Annotated in this window: 24 protein-coding genes; 12 read left to right on the top strand and 12 right to left on the bottom strand. The window is 65.0% G+C overall.

All coding sequences use genetic code 11. The features are described from left to right. Positions 1 to 142: 142 nt before the first annotated feature. The gene (locus FJ974_RS02815) at positions 143 to 943 is read right to left on the bottom strand and encodes a class I SAM-dependent methyltransferase (protein WP_140537593.1); all 801 of its coding nucleotides are present in this window, start codon (positions 941 to 943) and stop codon (positions 143 to 145) included. Between the two features lie 397 nt (positions 944 to 1,340). Then, positions 1,341 to 2,771 carry a PLP-dependent aminotransferase family protein gene (locus FJ974_RS02810; protein WP_226891451.1) on the bottom strand — a complete coding sequence of 477 codons (1,431 nt, stop codon included), beginning with the start codon at positions 2,769 to 2,771 and terminating at the stop codon, positions 1,341 to 1,343. 568 nt (positions 2,772 to 3,339) lie between these two features. Between FJ974_RS02810 and iolE (FJ974_RS02805) the strand changes: the two genes are divergently transcribed. From iolE (FJ974_RS02805) to FJ974_RS02770, 8 genes are all read left to right on the top strand, one after another. Then, positions 3,340 to 4,251, top strand: a complete 912-nt coding sequence (gene iolE, locus FJ974_RS02805) for a myo-inosose-2 dehydratase (RefSeq protein ID WP_140530916.1) — start codon at positions 3,340 to 3,342, stop codon at positions 4,249 to 4,251. Positions 4,252 to 4,278: 27 nt separating this feature from the next. Next, positions 4,279 to 5,376 (top strand): ABC transporter ATP-binding protein, encoded by a 1,098-nt coding sequence (locus tag FJ974_RS02800; protein WP_140530919.1) that lies wholly within the window; start codon positions 4,279 to 4,281, stop codon positions 5,374 to 5,376. Further along, positions 5,373 to 6,686, top strand: coding sequence for an extracellular solute-binding protein (locus tag FJ974_RS02795; RefSeq protein ID WP_140530922.1), 1,314 nt, complete (start codon positions 5,373 to 5,375; stop codon positions 6,684 to 6,686). The genes FJ974_RS02800 and FJ974_RS02795 overlap by 4 nt, the downstream gene beginning before the upstream one ends. After that, positions 6,686 to 7,591 carry a carbohydrate ABC transporter permease gene (locus FJ974_RS02790; protein ID WP_140530925.1) on the top strand — a complete coding sequence of 302 codons (906 nt, stop codon included), beginning with the start codon at positions 6,686 to 6,688 and terminating at the stop codon, positions 7,589 to 7,591. The genes FJ974_RS02795 and FJ974_RS02790 overlap by 1 nt, the downstream gene beginning before the upstream one ends. Then, positions 7,588 to 8,406 (top strand): carbohydrate ABC transporter permease, encoded by an 819-nt coding sequence (locus FJ974_RS02785; RefSeq protein WP_140530928.1) that lies wholly within the window; start codon positions 7,588 to 7,590, stop codon positions 8,404 to 8,406. Before FJ974_RS02790 ends, FJ974_RS02785 begins: the two co-directional genes overlap by 4 nt. Positions 8,407 to 8,470: 64 nt before the next feature. After that, positions 8,471 to 9,463 (top strand): inositol 2-dehydrogenase, encoded by a 993-nt coding sequence (iolG, locus tag FJ974_RS02780; RefSeq protein ID WP_140530931.1) that lies wholly within the window; start codon positions 8,471 to 8,473, stop codon positions 9,461 to 9,463. A gap of 33 nt (positions 9,464 to 9,496) precedes the next feature. Then, the gene (locus FJ974_RS02775; RefSeq protein ID WP_140530934.1) at positions 9,497 to 10,435 is read left to right on the top strand and encodes a sugar phosphate isomerase/epimerase family protein; all 939 of its coding nucleotides are present in this window, start codon (positions 9,497 to 9,499) and stop codon (positions 10,433 to 10,435) included. Between the two features lie 9 nt (positions 10,436 to 10,444). Continuing rightward, positions 10,445 to 10,708, top strand: a complete 264-nt coding sequence (locus FJ974_RS02770) for a hypothetical protein (protein WP_140530936.1) — start codon at positions 10,445 to 10,447, stop codon at positions 10,706 to 10,708. An 82-nt stretch (positions 10,709 to 10,790) separates the two neighbouring features. Here the strand turns inward: FJ974_RS02770 and FJ974_RS02765 are convergent, their stop codons facing one another. From FJ974_RS02765 to FJ974_RS02755, 3 genes are all read right to left on the bottom strand, one after another. Beyond that, entirely contained in the window at positions 10,791 to 11,333 is a 543-nt protein-coding gene (locus FJ974_RS02765) for a GNAT family N-acetyltransferase (protein ID WP_140530939.1), read from the bottom strand. Continuing rightward, positions 11,333 to 11,638: a DUF1778 domain-containing protein gene (locus FJ974_RS02760; protein WP_140530941.1), complete on the bottom strand. Its 306-nt coding sequence runs from the start codon at positions 11,636 to 11,638 to the stop codon at positions 11,333 to 11,335. Before FJ974_RS02760 ends, FJ974_RS02765 begins: the two co-directional genes overlap by 1 nt. Before the next feature lie 101 nt (positions 11,639 to 11,739). Next, positions 11,740 to 12,858 (bottom strand): LacI family DNA-binding transcriptional regulator, encoded by a 1,119-nt coding sequence (locus tag FJ974_RS02755; protein ID WP_181177030.1) that lies wholly within the window; start codon positions 12,856 to 12,858, stop codon positions 11,740 to 11,742. Positions 12,859 to 13,454: 596 nt separating this feature from the next. Here FJ974_RS02755 and FJ974_RS02750 point away from each other — a divergent pair. From FJ974_RS02750 to FJ974_RS02735, 4 genes are all read left to right on the top strand, one after another. Then, entirely contained in the window at positions 13,455 to 14,417 is a 963-nt protein-coding gene (locus FJ974_RS02750; RefSeq protein WP_140530944.1) for a sugar-binding protein, read from the top strand. Between the two features lie 121 nt (positions 14,418 to 14,538). After that, positions 14,539 to 16,104 carry a sugar ABC transporter ATP-binding protein gene (locus FJ974_RS02745; protein WP_140531549.1) on the top strand — a complete coding sequence of 522 codons (1,566 nt, stop codon included), beginning with the start codon at positions 14,539 to 14,541 and terminating at the stop codon, positions 16,102 to 16,104. Beyond that, the gene (locus tag FJ974_RS02740; protein ID WP_140530946.1) at positions 16,101 to 17,096 is read left to right on the top strand and encodes an ABC transporter permease; all 996 of its coding nucleotides are present in this window, start codon (positions 16,101 to 16,103) and stop codon (positions 17,094 to 17,096) included. The genes FJ974_RS02745 and FJ974_RS02740 overlap by 4 nt, the downstream gene beginning before the upstream one ends. Before the next feature lie 182 nt (positions 17,097 to 17,278). Next, positions 17,279 to 17,797 (top strand): DUF2231 domain-containing protein, encoded by a 519-nt coding sequence (locus FJ974_RS02735; RefSeq protein WP_140530949.1) that lies wholly within the window; start codon positions 17,279 to 17,281, stop codon positions 17,795 to 17,797. 158 nt (positions 17,798 to 17,955) lie between these two features. On the opposite strand, the gene phnN is transcribed toward FJ974_RS02735, so the two are convergent. The 7 genes from phnN to iolD all read right to left on the bottom strand — a co-directional run bounded on the left by phnN (position 17,956) and on the right by iolD (position 24,948). After that, on the bottom strand, positions 17,956 to 18,585 hold the full coding sequence (gene phnN / locus FJ974_RS02730) for a phosphonate metabolism protein/1,5-bisphosphokinase (PRPP-forming) PhnN (RefSeq protein WP_181177031.1): 630 nt from the start codon (positions 18,583 to 18,585) through the stop codon (positions 17,956 to 17,958). Beyond that, complete coding sequence (locus FJ974_RS02725) at positions 18,582 to 19,721, bottom strand: alpha-D-ribose 1-methylphosphonate 5-triphosphate diphosphatase (RefSeq protein WP_140530952.1); 1,140 nt, start codon at positions 19,719 to 19,721, stop codon at positions 18,582 to 18,584. Before FJ974_RS02725 ends, phnN begins: the two co-directional genes overlap by 4 nt. 57 nt (positions 19,722 to 19,778) lie before the next feature. Beyond that, positions 19,779 to 20,486: a DUF1045 domain-containing protein gene (locus tag FJ974_RS02720; protein ID WP_140530955.1), complete on the bottom strand. Its 708-nt coding sequence runs from the start codon at positions 20,484 to 20,486 to the stop codon at positions 19,779 to 19,781. 255 nt (positions 20,487 to 20,741) lie between these two features. After that, on the bottom strand, positions 20,742 to 21,554 hold the full coding sequence (iolB, locus tag FJ974_RS02715) for a 5-deoxy-glucuronate isomerase (RefSeq protein ID WP_140530958.1): 813 nt from the start codon (positions 21,552 to 21,554) through the stop codon (positions 20,742 to 20,744). Positions 21,555 to 21,879: 325 nt separating this feature from the next. Continuing rightward, a complete protein-coding gene (locus FJ974_RS02710; RefSeq protein ID WP_140530960.1) occupies positions 21,880 to 22,089 on the bottom strand; it encodes a DUF3329 domain-containing protein in 210 nt (69 codons plus the stop codon). Positions 22,090 to 22,153: 64 nt separating this feature from the next. Then, positions 22,154 to 23,071, bottom strand: coding sequence for a myo-inosose-2 dehydratase (gene iolE / locus FJ974_RS02705; RefSeq protein ID WP_140530963.1), 918 nt, complete (start codon positions 23,069 to 23,071; stop codon positions 22,154 to 22,156). Positions 23,072 to 23,103: 32 nt separating this feature from the next. Then, positions 23,104 to 24,948: a 3D-(3,5/4)-trihydroxycyclohexane-1,2-dione acylhydrolase (decyclizing) gene (gene iolD, locus FJ974_RS02700; protein ID WP_140530965.1), complete on the bottom strand. Its 1,845-nt coding sequence runs from the start codon at positions 24,946 to 24,948 to the stop codon at positions 23,104 to 23,106. Between the last annotated feature and the right edge of the window lie 6 nt (positions 24,949 to 24,954).

Raw genomic sequence — 24,954 nt, 5'->3', positions numbered from 1 at the left:
GTTGTGAGCGACGACCATAAGCGGTTTACTGCGATGCGGGGAAGAGACAGCGTTCTGTCCGACCAGAATCGTCACGCCCGGGAGTATGCTTTAGCGCCTTGTTAAGAAAGAGCTGAATGGGGCTCTTGTGCCCTGCTCCACCTCACCCCACCACCCCCCTGCAAGCCCAAGCCACGTTGGCGAACGATCGCGGCCCGTCCGGCCGGCCCGCCTCATACGCATCGCGCACAGCCGCCTCGGTGCGCTCCCGCTCGGCTCCATCCAGCGTGGTCATGTACTTCCCGAGCGGGCCTTCGCCGGCGGCGATCGGGGCCCAGTAGTCTTCGAAATTCTGGTAGTCCATGCGGATCATCAGCTCGGCTTCGATGACGCCGGCAAGGCCGGCCTCGACGAAAGTCCGCTTCATTTCGCCGGGCTGCATCATCGGCTGGAAGCAGTAGCGGCTGCGCAGCTGGCGGCCGCTTTCGCTGAGCGCTGCCACTGTGTCGATCATCATGCGCATGCCGGGCATGCCGCCATAGTGATCCCACACCACGGCCGCGATCACGCCGCCCGGCCGCACGACGCGGCGCATCTCGGCTACGGCCTTGCCGGTCTCCGGCACGAAGTGCAGCACCAGCAGTGCGAGCGCGCGGTCGAATTTGCCGTCTTCGAAAGGCAAGGCGGTGGCGTCGCCCTGTTGGATTTCAATGCGCGGGTCGGTGTTTTTCTCCTTCGCCGCCGCGACGAAGACCGGCGAGAAGTCGATGGCCTGGATCTCGGCAAGACCGGCGGATTTCGCCAGCTCGAAGGTCAGGCTGCCGGTGCCGCAACCGACGTCCAGGATCTTTTCGCCGGGGGCGAGCCCGGCGAAGTCGATGAACAAAGGCGCCAGCCTGCGGCTCCAGCGGCCCATCAGCTGCTCATAGCCTGACGCTTCGTGAACGGTGAAGATCGACGCCATCTTGCCCTCGCTTTTATCAGCGCGGTTCAGAAACCGCTCAGCCCCTCCGGACGGAAAACCGCGGTACAGTTTTCCAGGAATTGCTATTGGCCGCAGGCTAGCCCGCGGCGGGATCGCTGCCAAGCGTGGGGGCAATCGCATATGGCGCTCCCCCACTCCGTCTCGGCTTCGCCGAGCCACCTCTCCCCCACCTTCGGCGAGGGAGAGGAAATGCCAACCGCCGAGGTCGCGGCCTTGAAAGGCTCGGATTTTCCTCTCCCCATGGACATGGGGGAGAGGTGGCCGCGCAGCGGCCGGAGTGGGGGACTGGCGCTGCCATATGCGATTGCCCTGCCCACAAGGGGAGAGTCCTATCCGAGCCTGAGGCACCCGGCATGACACAGGCGCCGGCGCGCCTTCACGCCAGCGTGTCGCGTATCGCCGCCGCCAGCCGGTCGACGCCGTCGGCGGTCTCGGCCGCGTTGCAGGCGGCGTAGCCCAGCACCAGGCCTTGCGTGGCGGCGGTGTTCTGGAAATACTTCGACAGCGGCGAGACGTTGACCGCCCTGCGCGCCGCCGCCTGGCTGACCTCGATGTCGTCGATGCCGGGCTTGAGATAGCCGACGACCTGGATGCCGGCTTCCGCCGCCGAAAGCGTGATCTCGTCGCGGAGCCGCTCGGCGACGATGTCGCGAAAAAGCTGGCGGCGCTGCGCGTAGATGCGGCGCATGCGCTTCAGGTGGCGGCTCATGTGGCCTTCGGTGATGAAGTCGGCAAGGGCTGCCTGCAGCAGCAGCGGCGCGAACTGGCCGGTGGTGGAGAGCGCGTTGACGATGCGGCCTGCCAACTCCGCCGGCAGCACCATGAAGCCGATACGCAGGGCCGGGAACAGAAGCTTGGCGAAGGTGCCGACATAGATGACGCGGCCGGAGCGGTCCATGCTCTGGATCGCCGGCACCGGGCGGCCCTGAAAGCGGTATTCGCCGTCGAAATCGTCCTCGATCACCCAGCTGTTGGACGTCTCGGCAATGTCGAGCAGGCGCAGCCGCTCCTCCATGCGCATGGTGATGCCGAGCGGATGCTGGCAGGCCGGCGTCACATAGATGAGGCGCGGCGCGGGGTCGGGTGCATCGAGGTGCCAGCCGCGCTCCTGGTCGACCGGGATGGGCAGTATGCGGGCGCCGGCGACGGTGAAGGCGGCCTTGGCGCCGTAATAGCCGGGCTCCTCCATCCAGACGGTATCGCCAGGGTCGAGCAGCAGGCGGGCGAGAAGATCGAACGCAGCCTGGGCGCCGGTGGTGATGACGATCTGCTCCGGCCGGCAGCGCACGCCGCGCGCCGAAAACAGATAGAAGGCGATCGCCTGTTTCAGCGCCGGATGGCCGGTCACCTCATAGGTGCCGAACAGCGTTTCGCCATGGCTGGCGCGGCGCGCCACCAGCCGGCCCCAGACGCCAAATGGAAAGCTCTGCGCGTCCGGCATGCCCGGATGGAAGGCGAAGCGGCCCGGCGTGCCGTGGTGACAGGGCTGGCTGAGCAGCTCCTCGCCGCGCCGCGAGGGCGCGCGCAAGGGCGTTGGCAGCGCTTCAGCCGGCGTCTCGCGCGGACCTTCCGGCAGGTCGACGATCACCGGCCGGGCGCCCCGGCGGTTGGCGAGATAGCCCTCGGTGACCAGCTGGTCATAGGCCGAGACGATGGTGTTGCGGCCAAGGCCGAGCTCGGCGGCAAGCGCGCGGGTGGAGGGAAGTTCGGAGCCCGGCGCGAGCGTGCGGTTGCGGATGATGGCGACGAGGCCGTGATAGAGCTGGCGGGAGAGGTGCTCGGGGCTCGCGCGGTTTACCGCGAGCATATCGAGGGGGAAGGCCTGGGGTTTGGGGTGGGGGCGCATGGCTTACCTTGCGCCATGGATGGAATGGCGGGTTGAGAGACGCTTGGCCTCCAGCGTCGAGTTCCTTCGCCCCCCTCTCTGTCCTGCCGGACATCTCCCCCTCAAGGGGGGAGATCGGATGTCGCGCCGGCTTTCGCCAATTGCCAATGTCGCAAGAAGAAGCGAGGCGCCAAAGCTGCCAATCTCCCCCCTTGAGGGGGAGATGTCCGGCAGGACAGAGAGGGGGGCCTCGCGCCGCCGCTCGATGATTTCCAGATTTCCCATCCTACCCATCCTGCCACAGCCGCCGGTCGACTTGAACTGGTTCCTTCATTTTCCGGAAAACTGGCCCTCGCGATGGAGACAGAGCGGCGTAGAGTTGCCTCTATGACGTCGGGGCAAGACGTCAACGCAAGACAGTCTGGCAAGGCGCTGGGAGGGCGTCCGGCCAAAATAAGAAACGGCAGGGGTCCTGCCGACAGAACCGTGGCCATTTCCCTCCTCAAAACGAACGCCCGCAACCTTCCGGCCGCGGGACCGAAAGCGAGCAATGACGACAGTTCGACTTGGCATCAATCCCATCACCTGGACCAATGACGACGTGCCGGAACTCGGCGGCGATACGCCGCTGGAGACCTGCCTGAGCGAAACCGCCGAGGCGGGCTATGCCGGCACCGAGCTTGGCGGCAAGTTTCCGCGCCAGGCACGCACGCTGGGGCCGATCCTCGACCATTACGGGCTGGCGCTGGTTTCCGGCTGGTATGACGGCCGCATCTGCGAGAAGGAGGTCGAGGACGAGTTTGAAGCGATCCGCCCGCATCTGACGCTGCTCAAGGACCTCGGCGCGAAACATGTCGTCTATGCCGACACCTCGCGCGGCCGCCATGGCGCCATTCACGATCCGATCTCGCAGCGGCCGAAGCTCGCGGCCGACGAATGGAAGCCTTACGGCGAAAAAATCACGCGGCTGGCCGAGCGCTTCGCCGATTTCGGCGTCGGCATGGCCTTCCACCATCATATGGGCACCATCGTCGAGACCGACGCCGAGATCGACATGCTGATGCAGACCACCGGCGAGGCGGTCGGCCTGCTCTATGACACCGGCCATTGCGCCTTCTCCGGCGGCGACCCGGAGCAGTTGCTGCGCCGCCATGTCGGCCGCGTCGTGCATGTCCATTGCAAGGATGTGCGACCGGCGGTGCTGAAGAAAGCGCGCGAGGCCGACATGAGCTTCATGGGCGCGGTGATGGAAGGCATCTTCACCGTGCCCGGCGACGGCGCGATCGACTATGCGACGCTGCTCAGGATCCTCGCCGACAAGGGCTATTGCGGCTGGCTGGTGGTCGAGGCCGAGCAGGACCCGGCCAAGGCGCATCCCCTGACCTATGCCAGGATGGGCTACCGCAAACTGAAGGCGCTGGCGGAACGCGTCGGCTTCACAGTCGACGAACGCAAGGCCTGAAGGCAGAATGGGGCGCCGGGGAAGGCGATGAGTTCGGTCGTTTACAAAAGCGTGGTCAAGAATTTCGGCGCGCTCAACGTGCTGCGATCGCTCGACCTTGCCGTGCCGGCCCACAAGTTCCTCGCGCTCCTCGGCCCGTCGGGCTGCGGCAAGACGACGGCTTTGCGAATCCTGGCGGGCCTCGACATGCCGACCGCCGGCAAGGTCTTCATTGGCGAGCGCGACGTCACGCGGCTGCAGCCGCGCGATCGCGACATCGCCATGGTCTTCCAGAGCTACGCGCTCTATCCGCAGATGACGGTCGCCGAGAACATCGGCTATCCGCTGTGGATCCGCGGCACGCCCGATGCCGGGCGCAAGGCCAAGATCGGCGAGGTCGCCGCCATCCTCGAAATCGGCCACCTGCTCGACCGCCGGCCGCGCCAGCTCTCCGGCGGGCAGCGGCAGCGCGTGGCGCTGGCGCGCGCGATCGTGCGCGATCCAGCGGCTTTCCTCATGGACGAGCCGCTGTCCAATCTCGACGCGCGGCTGCGGCTCACCATGCGCGGCGAGATCAAGCGGCTCTGCCAGCGCCTCAGCGCCACCACCATCTACGTCACCCATGACCAGGTCGAGGCGCTCACCATGGCCGACCTCGTCGCCGTCATGCATGGCGGCGAGCTGCAGCAGATGGCCCCGCCCATCGACATCTACGATCGTCCGGCAAACCGCTTCGTCGCCACCTTCGTCGGCAATCCGCCGATGAACATCCTGCCCGCCGGGCTTGCCGACGACGGCGTGACGGTGGGCGGCAAGGTCGTCGCGCTGGATGCCGCGCGGCTCACCGCCTGTCGCGCCGCTTCCGTCGTCGAGATCGGCCTGCGGCCGGAGGACTGCAGCGTCGCCCAGCCAGGCGAACCGGGCGCGCTGCCCGGCGAAATCTACGTCGTCGAGCCGATGGGCAACGAGACGCTGGTCAATGTCCGTCTCGAAGGCGGCAACGTCTCGGTGCGTGCCGGGCGCGATTTCCGGGGAGTGGTGGGTGAAAGCATCGGCGTCGCCTTCGACCCGGCGAACGCCTGTTTCTTCAATCCGGCCGGCCTTACCGCCGTCCACAGGGTCAACAACAATGGGAGAGTGAAATGATGCATTCCAGCAGACTTACTCGCCGCTCCGTCATCAAGGCCGGGCTTGGCCTGGCTTTGGCGACCACCGCCCTCACCACGCTCGGCCTGCCGATGCCGGCCAGGGCGGCCGGCAAGAAGGTGATCATCGGCGCCTTCGCCGATGGCGGGCTGACGCCGTTCAAGCAGAAGATCATCCCCCAAGCCAAGGAGGCCGGCTTCGACATCGAGTTCCTCGAGGACGAATACGGCGTGACGCTGGAGAAGTGGTTCGCCGATGCCCAGAGCGGCGCCGGCCAGTACGACCTCTATCTGCTCGACGACCCGTGGGTGCCGCAGTTCGGCGCCGCCAACGTGCTTGAGGATCTTGGCGCCGGCGGCATCGACGGTTCCGACAAGGACTGGATCGGCTCGATGATCGACATGGGCTACTGGCCGCCGCAGAAGGGACCGCGCGTCAAGGGCTTCGAGAACGCCAAGCCGACGCTGATCTGCGTGCCGTTCGTCGGCGACCTGCAGACACTCACCTACCGCAATGACGTCTTCACCGGCGGCGCACCGAAGACCTGGGACGAGGTGATCGCCAAAGGCAAGGAAGGCGTCGCCGCCGGCAAGATCAAATATCCGGTCGTCTTCCGCGGCGTCTCCGGCAATCCGATCGTCACCAGCTGGTATCCGGTTTTCCTGTCGTTCGGCGGCTCCTTCTTCGACGACAAGTGGAACCCGATCTTCAATTCGGCCGAAGGCAAGGCCTCGGCCGATTTCTTCGTCGGCACGATGAAGCAGAACGCGCCGAGCGGCGTCGTCGAGTTCGATTCCGACCAGGAGGGTGCTGCGATCCTCGGCGGCGACGCGGGCGCCATCATCCAATATTCGGGCAATGCGCTGAAAGCCGACGATCCCGCCCAAACCAAGGTGGCGGGCAAGCTCGATTTCGGCGTCGTGCCGAAGCAGCAGCAGGCGATCGCCCAGATGGGCATCTTCATTGCCGGCGTGCCGAAATCGGCACCCAACAAGGCCAACTCGATCGAGTTCCTGAAGTGGTATGTCAGCGCCGAAACCCAGGCAAAGCTCTCGGAAGCCGGCTCGATCCCGGTCAAGCGCAGCGCCTTCGGCATCGCCAAGCCGGGCAACCGGCTGATCCCGGTCGCCCTGCAGCAGCTCGATGCCGGCGCGCTGCCGAGGCCGCGCACGCCCGACTGGGCGAAGGTCGAGGAACTGCTCGGCATCGAGCTCAACAAGGCGCTGCAGGCCGGCTCCGGCGGCGGCGCCGCGCTGGACAATGCCGCCAAGCAGGTCAAGGACTACCTGACCACGGCCGGTTACTACTGATGCGGGGCGCAACGCAGGCGCGCAAATATCGCCTGCAGGGGGCGGGGCTCGACCTCGCCCTTCCCTATCTCATGCTGGCGCCGGGCCTGATGATCGTGCTCGGCGTGCTCGTCTATCCGCTCTGGGATGGCCTGCGCGCCAGCACCAGGGCCTACCGCTATGGCTCGCCGATCTCCGATGTGGGCTTCCAGAACTATTTGCATCTGTGGAGCGACGCGCAGTTCCTCAACGCGCTCTGGATCACCGTCAAGTTCGTCGCGCTGTCGGTGTCGTTCGAGGCGGTGCTCGGCTTTGCGCTGGCGCTGTTCTGCCTGCGCGAGTTTCGCGGCATCCGCCTGCTCAGGACCGTGCTCATCATCCCGATGGTGGTCACGCCGGTCGTTGTCGCCATCGTCTTCCGGCTGATCTACGCCAGCGACGCCGGCATGCTGACTGCGCTTTCGGTGGCCCTGGGCGGCGGCGCGGTGCAGATCCTCGGCAACCCTCTCAATGCCTTCATCGGCCTGGTCGTGCTCGATGTCTGGGAATGGACGCCGCTGATGTTCCTGATCCTGCTTGCCGGCCTGCAATCGCTGCCGCACGAGCCGTTCGAGGCGGCGCGCGTCGACGGCGCCGGCGCGTGGCGCGTCTTTGCCGACCTCACCTTTCCGATGATGCGGCCGGTGCTGGCGGTGGCCATCGTGCTGCGGACCATCGACGCCTTCGGCACCTTCGACCAGGTTTTCGTGCTGACCCGGGGCGGGCCGGGCGAGGCGACGAGGCTGATCTCAATCTACGGCTACGACACCGCGTTCAAGTTCCAGCAGACCGGATACGCGGCGGCGCTGTTCGTGACGATCGGCCTCGTCGTGCTCGCGCTCGCCTTCAGCGCCATCAGGCTCCTGCGCAGGGTCGATGCGTCATGAGGACCCGCCTGGCGCGCATCCTGACCACCGTCTTCGTGCTGGCCGCCGTGCTCCTGCCGATCTACTGGCTGGTCTCGACCTCGCTCAAGTCCAACCGCGAGATCACCCAGGAAGGCACGCTCTACCCGCATGTGCCGACGCTCGACAACTACGTCAGGCTGTTCACCGAAAAGCAGTTCGGCTCTTACCTGACGAATTCGCTGGTGGTGACCTTCTTCTCCGTCGCCATCGCGCTGGTGGCCGGCGCGATGGGCGCCTATGCGATCGCCAGGTTCCGCCTGCCTTTCGCCATGGAGCGCAAGGTCGGCCTGTTCCTTTTGACGCTGCGCATCATCCCGCCGGTCGTCATCCTGATCCCGGTCTACCTGCTGATGCTGAGCCTCGGGCTGCTCGACAGCTGGCTCGGCCTGATCGCCACCTACACGGCCTTCAACATCACTTTCTGCGTCTGGATGATGGAGAGCTTCTTTCGCGAGATCCCCGTCGATCTCGAGGAGGCCGCGATGGTCGACGGCGATTCGCGCTTCGGCGCCTTTCGCCGCATCACGCTGCCGCTGGCGGCTCCCGGGCTGGCGGCGACCGCCATCTTCGCGGTGCTGGTCACCTTCAATGAATTTCTCTTCGCGCTGGCACTTACGGCGACGCCGCGCGCCATGACCATGCCGCGCGGCACCGCGACGCTGATCGGACGCATCGATACCGACTGGGCCTCCATGGCGGCGGCGGGTGTCATCGGCGCGCTGCCGATCGTCTTCTTCGCGCTCCTGGTGCAGCGGCACCTGGTTCGCGGACTCACCATGGGCGCGGTGAAGTGAACACCGCCCGGCAACATGAACTGGCCGTTCCGCGACAGGACGGCCCGACAGGAAAGTCGAACGCATGATGGATGTTTGTCTGTTCGGGGTGGGGCTGATCGGCCGCGTGCACGCGGGCAATCTCGCGCGCCACCCGAGGATCCGGTTGCGCTATATCGTCGATCCCAATCGCGAGGCGGCACACCACGTCGCCGCCGCGACCGGCGCCGAGATCGCCGACACCGAGGCGGTGATGAACGATCCTTCGGTGAAGATGGTGTTCATCGCCTCGGCGACGCGCACGCATGCCCGTCTTGCCATGGCCGCGGCGTCGAAAGGCAAGGCGATCTTCTGCGAGAAACCGATCGATCTCGACCTCAAGCGCACGGACGAGTGCCTGGCTGCGGTCGCCAAGGCCGGAGTGCCGTTCCAGATCGGCTTCAACCGCCGATTCGATCCGAGCTTCCGGGCACTGAAGGAGCGCCTTGTCGCCGGCGAGATCGGCGCCGTCGAACAGGTCATCATCACCAGCCGCGATCCCGAACCGGAAACCGAGGAGGCGCTGGCCGGAGGCGGGGGTGTCTTTCGCGAAATGACGATCCACGACTTCGACATGGCGCGGAACATGCTGGGCGAGGAGCCGGTAGAGCTGTTCGCCACCGGGTCGTCCCTGGTGGCGCCGCAATACAGGAAGCTCGGCGACTACGACACCGCGATGTTCATCCTGCGCACCGCGTCCGGCCGGCAGTGCCACATCAACAACAGCGTCAGGGCCGCTTATGGCTACGACCAGCGTATCGAGGTGCATGGCGCCGGAGGCATGCTGCAGGCCGGCAACCGGCTGCCGACCTCGGTCGAGGCGTATGGCGGCAACGGCATATCGCGCGACAAGCCCTATTATTTCTTCGTCGAGCGCTACGCTGAATCCTACGCCGCCGAGATCGATCACTTCATCTCCTGCGTGGAGACGGGGCGGAAGCCAGCCGTCACGGCAAGCGACGGCCGTAAGGCGATGATCCTTTGCGAAGCGGCGCTTGCCTCCGCAAGGTCGGGCAGGTTCGAGCCCGTGACGCTCTGACCGTGTAGTCCCAAGTCAACCAGGAGCCCGCAGATGAAGATTGGCATGATCACCGACAGCCTGGGCAACCTATCGTTCGACGAGATGCTGAGCGCCTCCGCCGAACTGGGGCTGGAAACGCTGGAATTTGCTTGCGGCAACTGGTCGTCGGCTCCGCACATCGATCTGCCGGCGCTGCTGGACAGTGCGGCGGCTCGCGCCGAATTCGCCGCCAAGGTTCGCGACCACGGGCTGACGATCGCGGCGCTCAACTGCTCGGGCAATCCGCTGCATCCAGGGCCGCAGGGCAAGACACACCGCCGGGTGACCGAGGACACGATCCGGCTGGCGAGCCTGATGGGCATCGATCGCGTGGTGATGATGTCCGGGCTGCCGGGCGGTCCGGGCGATGCCAACCCCAACTGGATCGTCACCGACTGGCCGCCCGAATGCGCCGACATCCAGCGCTACCAGTGGGACGACTGCATCATTCCCTACTGGCGCGATCTGGTGAAGTTCGCGAACAATCTCGGCATCAGGAAGCTTTGCCTGGAACTGCACGGCCATCAGGCCGTGTACAACGTCCAGACGCTGTTGCGGCTGCGCGATGCCGTCGGCGAGACGGTCGGCGCGAACTACGATCCGAGCCATCCGATGTGGATGGGTGCCGACCCCATCGCCGCCGTGCGCAAGCTTGGCTCCGCGATCTATTATGTCCACGCCAAGGATACGCGCGTCGAACCGGTGCCGGCCGGCATCGACGGCACGCTCGATGCGCGCCCGCCGACACTGTTTGCCGAAAGGGCCTGGAACTACATCACGCTGGGCTACGGCCATGGTGAAACCTGGTGGCGGCAGTTCTGCACGGCGCTGAAGCAGGCCGGCTACGACGACGTGCTGTCGATCGAGCACGAGGACATGATGCTGTCGCCGATGGAAGGCATGCGCAAATCCGTTGCGCTGCTGCGCAACGTCGCCATCAACCTGGCCTGAAGCGGGCGGATGCCGGCGCGGCCCGGTCTGTTGTCGCCGCCGCCGACGCTTGTCGCGGCGCTGGCCTGCGAGCCGAAGCCGGTGGCCAGACATCCGGCGCTGAGCGACTTCCTTCGCTGCCGATGGGCCGACGCCGCCTTCATGAGGGCGGACGACATGGCCGAGGCCACGGGGCTTCCCAGGACCACGCTGCTCAGGCTGCTCGCGCTGCTCGGCTATCCGAACTTCCGCAGCTTCCGCGACGCCATGCGCGCGCAGTTGCGATCGGGGTGAATGTTTGTTTATCTGCCATTCTGCGCGGCGGCGAAAAGCGGGCGATCTCCTCGTCTTTGCAGTTGATCCATGCGGGCTCGACTTAAATTCTCGAAAACAGTGCCTGCACCGTCTCGATCGGCATCAGCATGACTCGCTCGCCCAACGGAGACAGGACAAAGCCGTGCCGCTGATAGAAACCCATCGCGTCATCGTCGATTGCGTGCGCCACCACGGCGCGAACCCCGGCAATGTCCGAGACTGCCAGACAGCGCCGCAGCGCATCGGAAAGCAAGTCACCCCCGAGCCCTATTCCTTGGAGCGCCTGATCGACTGCCAGGCGGCCGATCAGAAGCAGGGGAACTTGCTCGGGCATGCCCCTGCGCAGCTTCGCGCTTGGCAGCGCGACCCGCTCCTCCATCGCCGTCGAGATCGCATAGTAGCCGACGACGCGATCTTTCGTGTCCGCATCGCAGACAACATAGGTTCGGGCAGAAAGTCCTTCACCTGCGAGGGCACGGTTACGCAACCAGTCGTCAAGGGACCAATGCTTACCATTGCGAAATTCGGAGACGTCATGATCGACAGTCAGGCGCTCCGGAGGGCTGACACGAAATCCCTGCGGTTGCCCTCCCTCAGCGGGCATCAACGCTCCCAGGCGGGCTTGCGCGTCATACGTGCGCGAAGTTCTTCGGTCGGTTTGTTCGGGGTATCAAGCAGATTGAGAAATCTCTCATGCGCGTCGGTATCGAGAAAGAAGGCGCGCTGGTCGAGAATGGTCTCCTCGGCCTGCCTGCGGGCGCTGTCCAGCATGAATTCCGACAGTCTCTGCCCGCGCAAGCTCGCGGCGCGGCTAAGGATGGCCTTCGTCCCCGCCGAAGCACGGATCTGAATCACATCATCCTTGCGCGCTGCGTCGCGATTGCGGCCCGCATGACTGAACTGCGCCATCCGAAATCCTCCTGTGTCGGGATCAGATATCTTCAGATATCTAATGACTGTCATGACAATGTCAATACAGTTGCGAAATTTCGGCTGGTACCTAGGGCTTCTCATGCTGCCGCTCCCCTAACGTGCCCCACGCTCTCCCGCTCCACCAGCGGGCATTCCAGCTTGGTGATCGGATAGCGGCCGCGGCCGGGCGCGGGCGGCGTTTCCAGCTGCTCGATCGCCCATTGGCCCATCGCCAGATGCGGCAGGATCGATGTCGTCAGCGGCGGGAAGAGATGGCGGGCGATCTCCTCGTCGTCATAGCCGACGACGGAAATGTCCTGCGGGATATGCAGTCCGGCCTCCTTCAACGCCTCGTAGCAGCCGATGGCGGTGCGGTCGTTCTGGCAGAAGATGGCGGTCGGGCGGTCCTTCAGCGCGAGCAGTTTCACCGTCGCGGCGTAGCCGGCGCTGGCCGACCAGTCGCCTTCGACCACCAGTTCCGGATCGAAGGGGATATCGGCTGTGGCGAGCGCGCGGCGATAGCCCTTCAGCCGGTCCTGCGCCGCCTGCATCCACGGCTCGCCGGTGATGGTGGCGATGCGGCGATGGCCGTGGCTGATCAGATGCCGGGTGGCGCTCTGGCCGCCGGCGATCTCGGACGGCACCACGGCCGGAAACGCATAGTCGGCCGTGTAGCAATTGAGCAGGATGACCGGAATGTCGAGGCCATAGAGGAAGTCCGGCGCGGTGATCTCGCGGGTGAAGATGGTCATGTAGATCAGCGCCGAGATGCCGCGCCGGGTCAGCGCCTCGATGGCCTTCGGCTCCATCACGGCGTCGCCCATCGTCTGCGCCACCAGAACCACATTGCCGGCGTTCCACGAGGCCTGGCGTGCGCCCTCGATGGCGACCACCGCTTCGGGGCTGGTGGCGAGCTGGTCGACGGCAAAGCCGATGACGCCGTCCAGCCCTTCGAACGGCGCCACCGGCGGCCGCAGCGCGGAAAACAGTGGCGGCGAATAACCCAGCGCCCGTGCCGCCTCGATCACGCGGTCGCGGGTTTGCTGCGACAGGCGGATGCCCGGCGAATTGTTGAGCACGAACGATACCGTCGCCTGCGAGCAGCCGGCGGCCCTGGCGATGTCGGTCATGGTGACGCGACCCTTCGGGCCGCGGGCGGCCGGCCTGCGGCGCTTCGATGCCTCGGGAGGGTCGCGCAGTTGTGTCGGTTCGCTCATCGTCGTTTCCCAAGCCCGGCCGCTCTCAGGCAAAGCCGCATCAAAGGCAAGATGTCGTCGGGCGCGCCTATCGGACAGGGCACCCTTGCTTATATATATTATCACACGCAAGGCATCCCATGCCACTCGCGTCATCACACGACGAAAAACGACCGGCCAAGGGCGGAAAATGGTTGATTTTTCTCAAACCGCCGCGGCGGCAAAGCTGATCGCCACCGCTCTCCCTCCTCCCGTGCGCGCCCTGCTTCGATAGTCTCCTCCGCTGCGGGCATCTCATAACTAATACTCTTTACTAATAGTCGTAAGCGTCCTACTGTCAACGCGTCGCAACCAGATCGGGGCTTCCGGCCGGTGACGGCAACGAGTGTAAGCGGCGCGCCATCAGACCGGCTTGACCCCGGAAACGGACCCGCCGCACACTCACGAAAATGTCAGACAAATCGGACTATTTACGAACGTCGAATGAGTGTCTAGTGTTTCGGTCGCGGCTGGATTGGCTCCGTTCCTAAGTTGCCAGACCTTTGGGCCACCCCTTGAGGAGGAGGGCGTCCGGGCCGCAGCCGATATCAGCGATAGTTTCAAAAGGGAGGTTGAATATGAAATCTGTGATCAGGAATGCATCCGTCGCCACGGCAGCCCTGCTGCTTGGCCTGGCGGCCACGGCGATCGCGCGTGCCGACGATAAGCCGACATTGGCCTTCGTCGTCAACGGTGCGTCGGACTTCTGGAAGGCCGCGGAAGCCGGCGTGAAGAAGGCGCAGGGCGAACTGCCCGACTATACTCTCGAACTCAAATATCCCGAACAGTCGTCGGTCGCCATCCAGCAGCGGCTGATGGACGACCTGGTGACCGCCGGCGTCAAGGGGATCATGGTTTCGGCCGTCGACCCCAAGACATCGACCGACGGGCTGAACAAGATCGCGTCGGAAACGGCGCTGTTCACCACCGACAGCGACGCCCCGCAGACCAAGCGCGTCGCCTATATCGGCTCGTCCAACGTCGACGCCGGCAAGCAGGCGGCCGAGATCGCCAAGAAGGCAATGCCCAACGGCGGCAAGTGCCTGGGCTTCGTCGGCCTGCTCGGCGCCGACAACGCCAAGGAGCGCATCCAGGGCATGAAGGACGGGCTCGCCGGCAGCAAGATCGAGCTGGTCGACGTGCGCGGCGACGACATCGACCAGGCGCGCGCCAAGAAGAATGTCGAGGATGCGCTGGTCGCCAGCCCCGACATCACCTGCATGGTCGGCTTCTATTCCTACAATACGCCGCGCATCTATGAAGCGCTGCGCGACGCCGGCAAGCTCGGCCAGATCACCGTCGTCGGCTTCGACGACGATCCGATCACGCTGGGCGGCGTCAAGGAAGGCACGGTCGCCGCGACCGTCGTGCAGCAGCCGTTCGAATGGGCTTATCAGGGCATGAAGCTGATGGCCGCCTATCTCAAGGGCGACAAGTCGGGCATCCCGGCCGGTAACCTGATCATCATCCCGACCAAGATCATCGGCAAGGATGACGTCGACGCCTACGCCAAAAATCTCAAGGCAATGCAGGGCAAGTAAGCTCAGCACAGTTGCGCCGGCTCAAAGCGGACCTTGAGCCGGCGCCTGTATTGACGGGCCTTGCAAGGCCCGTCAGTCTGTGGCCCACCGGCTGCTGGCTAGCTCGATGAACCATGGCGCGATGAACTATTCCGACCCATCCATCGTTCAATCCGCTCCATTCCTGAGCCTTGAGGCGGTGCGCAAGACCTATCCTGGCGTCGTGGCGCTGGACGGGTTTTCGATGGAGGTCAGGCCGGGCGAGGTGATCGGCCTGGTCGGCGAGAACGGCGCCGGCAAATCGACGCTGATGAAGATCCTCGGCGGGGTGACGCGGCCGGACAGCGGCAGCATCACCGTCGACGGCGTCGCGCATGACGGGCTGACCGTGGAAGCCAGCCTCGGCTCCGGCATCGCCTTCGTGCACCAGGAACTCAATCTGTTCGACAACCTCGATGTCGCCGCCAACATCTTCTTCGGCCGCGAGCCGCTGCGCGGCGGGCCACTGAAGCTCGTCGACCGCGCCAAGCTACGCGAGATGGTGGCGCCGCTCTTAAAGCGCGTCGGCGCCAATTTTTCCGCCGACGCGCCGGTCGCCTCGCTGTCGCTTGCGCAGCAGCAGATGGTCGAGATCGCCAAGGCGCTGTCGATCAGGGCGCGGCTGGTGATCCTCGACGAGCCGACTTCCAGCCTGCCGATCGCCGAGACCGACAAGCTGCTCGACGTCATCAAGGGACTGAAGGCGGAAGGCATCAGCGTCATCTTCATCTCGCACCGCCTGCACGAGGTCGAGCGCGTCGCCGACCGTGTCGTGGTGCTGCGCGACGGCATGCTCGCCGGCACGCTGCCGAAGAGCGAAATCAACCACGACCAGATGGTCAAGCTGATGATCGGCCGTATGCTGAAGGAGCGCGAGAAGGCCGCCGAAGCAGGCCGTGCGCCCGGCGGCGTGGCGCTCTCGGCCAGTTCCGTCTGCACCACCGCCTATCCCGACCGGCCGGTCGACCTCGAGGTGAGGCGCGGCGAAATCCTCGGCCTTGCCGGGCTGGTCGGCTCGGGGCGCACGGAGCTGGCACGCGTCCTCTTCGGCATCGACGAGCGGCTCGCCGGCAGTGTCGCGCTGGAGGGCAAGGCGCTCAACGTCGGCTCCGCTGCCGACGCGGTGGCGAACGGCATCTTCCTGGTGCCGGAGGACCGCAAGCTCACCGGCATCCTGCTTGACCTCTCCATCGCGCAGAACATCTCGCTGCCCAATCTGCCGGCGCATGCGAAGCGCTCGCTGGTGTCGACCAGCGCGGAAATCGCCACCGCCGAGAAGCAGAAGAAGGACCTCGGCATCAAGGCGCCGTCGGTCCTGACCCGCACCGGCACGCTGTCGGGCGGCAACCAGCAGAAGGTCGTGCTGGCCAAATGGCTGGCGATGAACCCCAAGGTGATGATCCTCGACGAGCCGACACGCGGCATCGACATCGGCGCCAAAGCCGAGATCTACGGGCTGATGCGGGCGCTGGCCGACGCCGGTGTCGCCGTGCTGATGATCTCCAGCGACATGGAAGAGGTGATCGGCGTCTCGGACCGCATCGCCGTCATGCATGAGGGGCAGATTTCCGGCATTCTCGACAAGGCCGATTTCAGCCAGGAAAACGTGCTTTTGCTGGCGGTGGGCAAGAAGCCGAAATCGCTGCAGGCAGCGGGAGGAGTGCAATGAGCAAGAAAGATCTTGGCCTGCTGGTGCTGATCCTGGTGGTCGGCGCGGTGGTGGCGATCATCAACCCGCGCTTCCTGCTGCCGATCAACCTTGCCAACACCTCGAACCTGATCGGCCTGTTCGGCATCCTGTCGATCGGCCAGGCCTTCGTCATCATCACCGGCGGCATCGAATTATCGGTCGGCTCGGTGGTGGCGCTGTTAGGCACACTGTTCATCGACTTCATCGCCGTGCGCGAGCTTGGCTGGCCTTTGGCCTTCATCATCATCATCGCGCTCGGCGCCGTCATCGGGCTGGTGCATGGCTGGCTGATCACGAGGCTGAAACTGCAGCCCTTCGTGGTCACGCTCTGCGGCCTGCTCATCTATCGCGGCGTGGCGCGCTTCTACACCGCCGACGGCACGGCGGGCTTTGCCTTCGGGCAGAATTTCCCGGACCTCGAGTTCCTGACCGCCGGCCGCAGCTATGGCGTGCCGAACAGCTTCATCGCGCTGATCGTCATTGCCATCGTCATGTGGGTGGTGCTGCACCGCTCGGTGTTCGGGCGCTATCTCTACGCCATCGGCAAAAACGAGGAAGCGGCGAAATATTCGGGCATCCGCACGGGCCGCGTGGTGATGTCGGCCTATGTCATCTGCGGCGTGCTGACGGCGCTGTCGGCAATCTATTTCGCCATGTACACACGCTCCATCTCGCCGGCCAGCCACGGCCAGTTCTACGAGCTCTACGCGATCGCCGCCGCTGTGCTCGGCGGGTTTTCGCTGCGCGGCGGCGAAGGCTCGCTGATCGGCGTCATCCTGGGCACCGTGCTGCTGCAGGAGCTGCAGAACCTCGTCAACCTGCTCGGCATCCCCTCCTCGCTCAACTTCGCAGTGATGGGCGGCGTGATCCTGATCGGCGTGCTGGTCGACCAGCAATGGGGCGTGTTCAGGGCCCGGCGGCGGATGATGGAAGCAACGCGCAGAAACGTTGCCGGCGCGCCGGCGGAGTAATGCAGAACTTCCAGTAAGCGGTCATTTATGCCGCAACCAATGTTGGCCGCATCCATGCCGCGCCCAGCGACTTGGCAGCAAGATCGCGTGTTTCGCGAAAACGGTCTCCGGGCTCAATCTGCGATTGGAACGAAACTGATATATTTGCGTTGACCTGAGCTTTAACGTTCGGAGGCGCCGCCATGGCCACGAATCCGGTAAGCACCGCCAAGGTGGGGAGTCACCCCATCCATCCGATGCTCATTCCATTTCCTGTTGCTTTTCTTGTCGGCGCGTTTGTCACCGACCTGGTGTTCTGGAGGACTGCCGATGCCTTCTGGGCACGGGCATCAATGTGGCTGATTGGGGCAGCTATCGTGATGGCTCTCCTGGCAGCAGTAGCTGGTTTTATCGACTTCTTCAGCGAGCCGCGCATTCGCGCATTGACCGATGCCTGGTATCACATGCTCGGCAATTTGACGGCGGTCGTTCTGGCGCTGGTCAACTTCTATCTGCGCTATAGCGAGGGTGCCGAAGCCGCAGTTCGGCCCTGGGGCGTGCTGCTTTCATTCATCGTTGTCTGTATCCTGCTGTTCACCGGCTGGAAGGGCTGGGAAATGGTGTACCGGCATCACGTCGCGGTCCTGGACGCGCCAGCGCAACCTGCGGCAACCACGTCAGCTGACACCCGTCCTGCAGGTCGGGACCGGCACGCAACATAAACCGGAGCGGCTCATCGTTTAACCGAAACGCTGACCCGCTCTATCTATTTGTTTTGGCGCAATTCCGGACGGAAAACCGTTTCACGCTTTCCGGGAATTGGTCTTTGCTTTTTAGCATCGCTTTATCCCGAAACCGCTGCACTGTCGGGAGACATGCTTTATCCAATTAATCCCGACAGGTCGGATACGGCCATTGCCTTGCGCAGCACTTCGGCGAAGCGCTCGCCGGCGATTTCCCTGGCGCCGCAATTGTCGATCGAGGTGACGTCCGGTCCGGAAAGCGTCACGGTCGTGCTGCGCGCCAGGCGGGCAAGCACCTCGCCGCGCGATTCGCGACCGCGCGCCGCCAGCCGCTCGGCCAGGATCTCCGGCGCGGCGGTGATCTCGACCACCGCCAGATTGGCATAGCGCTCGCGCAGCGCAGGGAGGACTGACCGCGAGACATTGGCCACGGCGACATGGCCGTTGCCAACCGCCCAGTCGACATCGGCGGGCAGGCCGTAGCGCAGGCCATGCGCGTCCCAGCAGATTGCGAAGGCGCCGTCGGCTTCGGCCTCGGCGAAGGCGGCGTCGGCAAGCGTGTCGTGATCCTCGCTTGCCGCGTCGCTCGGCCTTGTGATGACGCGGCGCACGAATTCGAGCCGGGTCTCGCCGGCAAAGCGCTGCTTGGCGTAGCCGATCACCGTATCCTTGCCGGCGCCGCTCGGCCCGACGACGGCGACGAAGACGCCGTTGCGGATCGGAAAGGTCTCGGCCAGCGTGCGCTCGATCAAGGCTGAAACCATCATGCGACCCGGCGGCCCTGCCGCCAGACGGTGCGCACCACCGGCACATGGTCGTCGACGCGCACGCGCACCAGATCGGCGCGGCGACCAGGCTCGATGACGCCGCGATCGGCAAGGCCGATGGCCTCGGCCGGGTTCTTCGATACCATGGCCACCGCCTGCGGCAGCGAGATGCCTTCGACGACGTCGCCGAGGAAGAAGGCCGACTGGATCAGGCTGAAGGGAATATAGTCGGACGACAGGATGTCGAGCAGGCCGGCGGCGGCCAAAGTGCGCGCCGAGACGTTGCCGGAATGCGAGCCGCCGCGCATGACATTGGGCGAGCCCATCAAGACACCCATGCCGGCCGCCTTCGAGGCCTTTGCCGCTTCTTCCGTGGTCGGGAATTCGGCCACGCGCACGCCCTGTTCGACAGCCTCGCCGACATGGCTGGCGGTGGCGTCATCATGGCTGGCGAGAACGATGCCGCGCTCGTGGCAGGCGGCCGAGATGAAGGCGCGGTTCGGACCGGCATTGCGCGCCGATTCCGCCATCCGCTTCTCGCAGAATTCCTGGAAATCGCGGTCCGTCAGCTTCAGCTTGCGCTGGTAGTAATAGGCATAGGTCTCGAGATCGACGAACTGGCGCTGGCCCGGCGAATGGTCCATCAGCGAGGCGAGCTTGACCCTGTCGTCGGTGTCGAAATTGGCGAAGGCTTTCAGGCAGTCCGGCGCCGAGACCTCGCAGCGCAAATGGAGGAAATGATCGGCCCTGAGCCGGTCTTCGCGCACGCTGTCCTCGATGGCGTCGGCAAGCTTGCGGACGTCGTCGGAGGTCAGGTCGGCGTCCTCATCCATGCCGACGCGCAAGGCATCGAGCACGGTGGTGATGCCGGCGGTGGCCACCTGTGCGTCATGGGCAAGCACCGCGGCGATCGGGTTCCAGCGCACCTTCGGCCGCGGCGCGTAATGGCCTTCAAGGTGGTCTGTGTGGAGTTCGATCAGGCCGGGGATGATGTAGTCGCCGCCCATGTCCTCGCCGGTGCGGGCATCGCCCGGCTCGATGGCGGCGATCAGGCCGTCGCGCAGCAGCAGCGAGCCCTCGACGATCTCGCCGGGCAGCACGATGCGGGCATTGTTCAAAACGGTCTCGGCGGTCATCTCAGGCGGTCCTTGGTCTCAAGTTGTCAAACCTGGCGGTCAAATCGGGCAGTCGGCTCAAGCGGTCTTCCTGGCCGAGCGGTGTCCAAGCGCATGGTGGGAAAGCACCATGAACGGGGCGCCCGGCTCGGTTTCGACAAACAGGGTCAGCGCATCCACCGACACCGGACGCTGGAGCACATCGGCAAACAGGCTGTCAATCGCTGCCAGAACACGTTGGCTTTCCTGTGGCCCGACGCGGCCGGACAGCGTCATGTGAAAGCGAAATGTCTCGAAGACATAAGGATAACCCCACTGGCAGAGGTTGCGGAATTCGTCCGGCTTCAGCGAATCCGGGCTGCGCCGCTCGATTTCGGCCTCGCTCAGCGGCGCGCGGAAACTGTCGAAGGCACGCACGACCTCGCCGGCGAAGCTGTTGAGCGCCGGCAATGGCTGTTCCGGCACCAGGGCAAAGAAGTCGTCGATCTGGCCGACGACAAGACGCGGAATGATGACCGGCGGCGTCGCTTCGGCGAAAGTGTCGAGCGCGGCGCGCAGCGAGGCTTCCGTCTCGTTCGGCGCCAGCCGGAAGGGCGCCTTCAGCGTCGCGTGAAAGCCGTAGCGCCGCGCCGAGGCGGTGTGGAAGGCGACTTCCGCGGCCGACAATTCACCCACCGCCTCGACCGGCCGGGTCGCCGCGCCGAACGGATCGCGGCCCAGCCAGTTGGCGGCGATCCGCGCCAGCGGCTCGTCCTGCCGTGGGGTGAAATAGATGGCGTAACGCATAAAAAGTCCTCGTCGAAGCGCATTACCCGACGGGGATCGATGTGACGCGCTTCAAGTCTTTGGTTGCGGCAAGTCGTTGTCCCAAAACAGCTCAGCGCCTCGGGCGACATGTATCAGACCCGCTGCCATAGGTGATTTCCATGACGGATTGACGAAGCTTTCGTGGGTTTTCGAAGGCAAACGGAGCCGTGCGGTCGTTAGCCGACCATTTTTCCGCGCTGGACCAATGGTTTCGGCGGGAACGAAAGAACCCGGTCAGGCCTTCATCAACCATTCGTGCTCGGCCGCGTTGTGGAATTTCCATGTCCGCTTCGGGCCGGCCATGACATTGAGATAGTAGAGATCGTAGCCGTGGCAGGCCGCGCAAGGGTGATAGCCCTTGGGCACCAGCACGACGTCGCCATCCTCGATCGCCATCGCCTCGTCCAGATCGCGCACGCCGTTCCTGTCGGCATCGGTATAGACGCGCTGGAAGGCAAAGCCCTGCGGCGGGTTGAGGCGATGGTAGTAGGTCTCCTCGAGATAGGATTCTACCGGGAGATTGTCCTGGTCGTGCTTGTGCGGCGGATAGCTCGAGGTGTGGCCGCCCGGCGTGATGACCTCGACCACCAGCAGCGAGTCGGCCGGCTTGCCCTCGGGCAGGATGTTGGTGACGTAGCGTGTGTTGGTGCCCTTGCCACGCACCTCCTGGCCGAGATCGTCCGGGCCGATGACACGAACCGGCAACCCGCCGCCCAGGCCTGGCGCCGAGCAGACGGCGAGCTCCAGCCCGGTGTCGGCGGTGACCGACCAATCCGAGCCTTCCGGCACATAGACCGACCACGGCTTGCCCTCGAACGGCGACATGCGTTCGCCGAGCAGGCCGAGATCCTTGCCGCCGGCCGACGCCTTGCCCTTGCCGGTGACGAAGACCAGACAGACCTCGCGGTCGCCCGTCTCGCCCGAAGCTGTCTCGCCCGGCCGCAGCCGATGGAGATCGAAACCGACATAGGTCCAGCCGGCGCTTTGCGGGGTGACATGAGCGACGTGGCCGTGGCCCTTATCGGCCTTGACGAGCAGTTTCGACATTTTTGTCTCTCCTAATTTCCTCGACATTGGCTCTGATGGATGCAGGCCATCCAACCTCGTCATCCTAGGGCGGAGCAGGAGCGAAGCTCCGTCGCGAAGACCCTAGGATCCATTCCGTTCCCTCAGTCGAAGGCGCAGCGGAGCAGAATTCCGTACCGCAGCGGCTGCTTCGAAGTTACGGAATGGATCCTCGGGTCTGCGCTGCGTCGCTTCGCTCCTTGCTTCGCCCGTGGATGACGAAGTGAGAGGCATTTCAGCCAATCGTCAACGCAATCGATGCGCCATGCGCTGTCCGATCCGTGAACCCTCCAGCCCATCGACCGCTTCATTCCTTCGGTTCGGGGTCAGCCTTCTCCTCGGCCGGCTTGTAGAGATAGAAGAACTGCCACACCGCATAACCGGCGAAGCCGAGCGCGATGACGCCCCAGAAGGGCGTGCCGGAGGCGAACTCGATCACCGACCAGACCAGGCAGACGGCGACGACGACAACGCGCCGCCACAGCGGCCGGAAGAAGGGGTGCTCATAGTCTTTCATCGCGCCATCCGAGGTTCAGCGGACCTGTGCTCAGATAGGCCGCCGGCGGCGTCCGATCCAGCGGTCATGCATTCGGAAACCCTTGCGTCTCCACCGTGTAGCCGGCTGCCGTCATCACCCGCATCAGTTCCCTGTGGCCGACCTCAGCCATCTTCAGCGGCGGGTTCTTCTTCGGATCCTGCTCGGCCTCGACGACGAACCAGCCTTCATAACCATGGTCGGCGAAGCGCTGGACGATGGCGCCGAAATCGAGCGAGCCGTCGCCCGGAACGGTGAAGGCGCCGAGCGCCACGGCATCTAGGAAGGACTGTTTGGTGCGGTCGAGCCCGTCGATCACGGCCATGCGCACGTCCTTCACATGCACGTGGTTGATGCGCTTGTGGTGGTTGTCGATGGCGCGCAGCACGTCGCCGCCGGCAAAGGCGAGATGCCCGGCGTCGAGCAAGAGCGGAATGCCTTCGCCGGAATGGCGCATGAAGGCGTCGAGCTCCGGCTCGGTCTCGACCACCGCCGCCATGTGGTGGTGGTAGGAGAGCGGCATGCCCTGGTCGGCGCACCATTCGCCGAATTCGGTGACGCGGCGGCCATAGGCCTTCATCTCGTCGTCTGAAAGTTTCGGCTTGGTGGCCAAAGGCTTAGAGCGGTCACCCTGGATGGAGCGGCCGACTTCGCCATAGACGATGCAGGGCGCGTCGACTGCCTTGAACAGGTCGATCATCGGCTGGATGCGATCCTTGTTCTTGGCCATGTCCTCGTCGACCAGCGTGCCGGAGAACCAGCCGCCGCAAAGCGTGACGTCGGCCGCTTTGAGGATCGGCAGCATCACCTTCGGGTCGTTGGGGAAGCGGCGGCCCATTTCCATGCCGGTGAAGCCCGCCGAACGCGACTGGCGCAGGCACTCCTCCAGCGACACGTCATCGCTCAATTCCACGAGATCGTCATTCCACCACGCGATGGGGGACATGCCCAGTTTGGCTTTCAAGTCGTCACTCCAGCTTCAGTCGGTTGCGAGGCTCAGCCTTGGCGGTCGCCCAGGGCTTCCTCATATTTCTTGCGTGCGGCGTTGACCTGGGGGCGCGTCGAGACTTCCGGCACGGCGACGTCCCACCAGTGCCCCCCGGCTTCGGTCGAGACCAGCGGATCGGTGTCGATGACCAGCACCGTGGTCCTCTCATTGTTCTTCGCCTTGGCGAGCGCCGTTTCCAGTTCGGCGATCGACGCGACCTTCTCGGATATGGCGCCGAGGCTTGCCGCGTGGGCGGCGAAGTCGATGTCGGGCATTACCTCGTGGCGGGCGTCCTTCAGGAGGTTGTTGAAGTTGGCCCCGCCTGTCGCCATCTGCAGCCGGTTGATGCAGCCATAGCCGCGGTTGTCGAGCAGCACGATGGTGAGCTTGAGGCCTAGCATCACCGAGGTGGCGATCTCGGAATTGAGCATCAGATAGGAGCCGTCGCCGATCATGACGACGACTTCCTGGTCGGGTCTGGCCATCTTGGCGCCGAGGCCGCCGGCGATCTCATAGCCCATGGTCGAGAAGCCGTATTCGGCGTGGTAGGAGCCGGGCGCGCCCGCCTGCCAGAGCTTGTGCAATTCGCCCGGCAGGCCGCCGGCGGCGTGCAGCAAGGTGACGCCCGAGCCCATGGCGCGCTGCACGACGCCGATCACCTGCGCGTCGGAAGGGTAGGCCGCATTGGTCGAGGCGGTCACCTTGGCGGCAGCAGCCTGCCAGTCCTTCTTGCCGTTCAGTGCATTGTCGGTCCAGGCGCTCGGCGCCTTCCAGTCTCCCAGCGCGGCACCGAGTTCGACAAGACCTTCGGCGGCATCGCAAACCAGTGGCAGCGCCCAGTGCTTGCCGGCATCGAAACCTTGCGTGTTCAGGCCGATGATGGTGCGGCCGGAGTTCTTGAACAGCGCCCACGATCCGGTGGTGAAATCCTGCAGGCGCGTGCCGACGGCGAGCACCACGTCGGCCTCTTCCGCCAGCCGGTTGGCGGCCGACGTGCCTGTGACGCCGACCGCCGCCATGTTGAGCGGATGATCATCCGGCAGCGAGGATTTGCCGCCCTGCGTCTCGCAGACCGGAATGCCGGCGCCCTGCACCAGCTTCGCCAGCTCGCCCGAAGCCTGCGAATAGAGGACGCCGCCGCCGGCGATCACCAGCGGCTTTTTCGCGCCCTTCAGCGCCGCGACGGCGGCGGTCAGCTCTCGGCGATCGGGACGAATTCTACGCGGCGTCCAGACGCGTTCGGCAAACAGGCTTTCGGGATAATCGTAAGCTTCAGCCTGCACGTCCTGGCAGAGCGAAAGCGTCACCGGGCCGCATTCGGCCGGATCGGTCAGCACCTGCATGGCACGGTTGAGCGCCGGGATGATCTGCTCCGGCCGCGTGATGCGGTCGAAATAGCGCGATACCGGGCGGAAGCAGTCATTGACGCTCGCCGTGCCGTCGGAGAAGTCCTCGGCCTGCTGCAGCACAGGGTCGGGCAGCCGGTTGGCGAAGACATCGCCCGGCAAAAACAGGACGGGTAACCGGTTTACGTGCGCCAGCGCCGCCGCCGTCACCATGTTCAGCGCGCCGGGGCCGATCGAGCTGGTGGCCGCCATGAAGCGGCGGCGGAAATTCGCCTTGGCATAGGCGATCGCCGCATGCGCCATCGCCTGCTCGTTATGGGCGCGGAAGGTCGGCAATTCTTCGCGCAGCTGATAGAGCGCCTCGCCGACACCAGCGACGTTGCCATGGCCGAAGATCGCCCAGACGCCGCCGAAGATCGGTATCTTCCTGCCGTCGATCTCGGTCATCTGGCGCGACAGAAAGCGGGTCAGCGCCTGCGCCATCGTCAGGCGAACGGTCTTGCTCATGGTGTC

It is taken from the genome of Mesorhizobium sp. B1-1-8 (genome assembly GCF_006442795.2).
GTDB lineage: Bacteria > Pseudomonadota > Alphaproteobacteria > Rhizobiales > Rhizobiaceae > Mesorhizobium.
Note: the sequence above shows the minus strand (reverse complement) of the source record. Positions and strands in the feature narration are given on the sequence as shown.

Bases quoted from the DNA above. Each gene is read 5' to 3' on its own strand.
- iolB (WP_140530958.1), bottom strand. From the start codon at position 21,554: ATGTCGAAACTGCTCGTCAAGGCCGATAAGGGCCACGGCCACGTCGCT.
- FJ974_RS02735 (WP_140530949.1), top strand. From the start codon at position 17,279: ATGGCCACGAATCCGGTAAGCACCGCCAAGGTGGGGAGTCACCCCATC.
- iolE (WP_140530916.1), top strand. From the start codon at position 3,340: ATGACGACAGTTCGACTTGGCATCAATCCCATCACCTGGACCAATGAC.
- iolD (WP_140530965.1), bottom strand. From the start codon at position 24,948: ATGAGCAAGACCGTTCGCCTGACGATGGCGCAGGCGCTGACCCGCTTT.
- FJ974_RS02790 (WP_140530925.1), top strand. From the start codon at position 6,686: ATGCGGGGCGCAACGCAGGCGCGCAAATATCGCCTGCAGGGGGCGGGG.
- FJ974_RS02785 (WP_140530928.1), top strand. From the start codon at position 7,588: ATGAGGACCCGCCTGGCGCGCATCCTGACCACCGTCTTCGTGCTGGCC.
- FJ974_RS02720 (WP_140530955.1), bottom strand. From the start codon at position 20,486: ATGCGTTACGCCATCTATTTCACCCCACGGCAGGACGAGCCGCTGGCG.
- FJ974_RS02810 (WP_226891451.1), bottom strand. From the start codon at position 2,771: ATGCTCGCGGTAAACCGCGCGAGCCCCGAGCACCTCTCCCGCCAGCTC.
- FJ974_RS02745 (WP_140531549.1), top strand. From the start codon at position 14,539: ATGAACTATTCCGACCCATCCATCGTTCAATCCGCTCCATTCCTGAGC.
- FJ974_RS02775 (WP_140530934.1), top strand. From the start codon at position 9,497: ATGAAGATTGGCATGATCACCGACAGCCTGGGCAACCTATCGTTCGAC.
- FJ974_RS02795 (WP_140530922.1), top strand. From the start codon at position 5,373: ATGATGCATTCCAGCAGACTTACTCGCCGCTCCGTCATCAAGGCCGGG.
- FJ974_RS02725 (WP_140530952.1), bottom strand. From the start codon at position 19,721: ATGACCGCCGAGACCGTTTTGAACAATGCCCGCATCGTGCTGCCCGGC.
- FJ974_RS02765 (WP_140530939.1), bottom strand. From the start codon at position 11,333: ATGCCCGCTGAGGGAGGGCAACCGCAGGGATTTCGTGTCAGCCCTCCG.
- phnN (WP_181177031.1), bottom strand. From the start codon at position 18,585: ATGATGGTTTCAGCCTTGATCGAGCGCACGCTGGCCGAGACCTTTCCG.
- FJ974_RS02800 (WP_140530919.1), top strand. From the start codon at position 4,279: ATGAGTTCGGTCGTTTACAAAAGCGTGGTCAAGAATTTCGGCGCGCTC.
- FJ974_RS02755 (WP_181177030.1), bottom strand. From the start codon at position 12,858: ATGAGCGAACCGACACAACTGCGCGACCCTCCCGAGGCATCGAAGCGC.
- FJ974_RS02815 (WP_140537593.1), bottom strand. From the start codon at position 943: ATGGCGTCGATCTTCACCGTTCACGAAGCGTCAGGCTATGAGCAGCTG.
- iolG (WP_140530931.1), top strand. From the start codon at position 8,471: ATGATGGATGTTTGTCTGTTCGGGGTGGGGCTGATCGGCCGCGTGCAC.
- FJ974_RS02710 (WP_140530960.1), bottom strand. From the start codon at position 22,089: ATGAAAGACTATGAGCACCCCTTCTTCCGGCCGCTGTGGCGGCGCGTT.
- FJ974_RS02760 (WP_140530941.1), bottom strand. From the start codon at position 11,638: ATGGCGCAGTTCAGTCATGCGGGCCGCAATCGCGACGCAGCGCGCAAG.
- FJ974_RS02770 (WP_140530936.1), top strand. From the start codon at position 10,445: ATGCCGGCGCGGCCCGGTCTGTTGTCGCCGCCGCCGACGCTTGTCGCG.
- FJ974_RS02740 (WP_140530946.1), top strand. From the start codon at position 16,101: ATGAGCAAGAAAGATCTTGGCCTGCTGGTGCTGATCCTGGTGGTCGGC.
- FJ974_RS02750 (WP_140530944.1), top strand. From the start codon at position 13,455: ATGAAATCTGTGATCAGGAATGCATCCGTCGCCACGGCAGCCCTGCTG.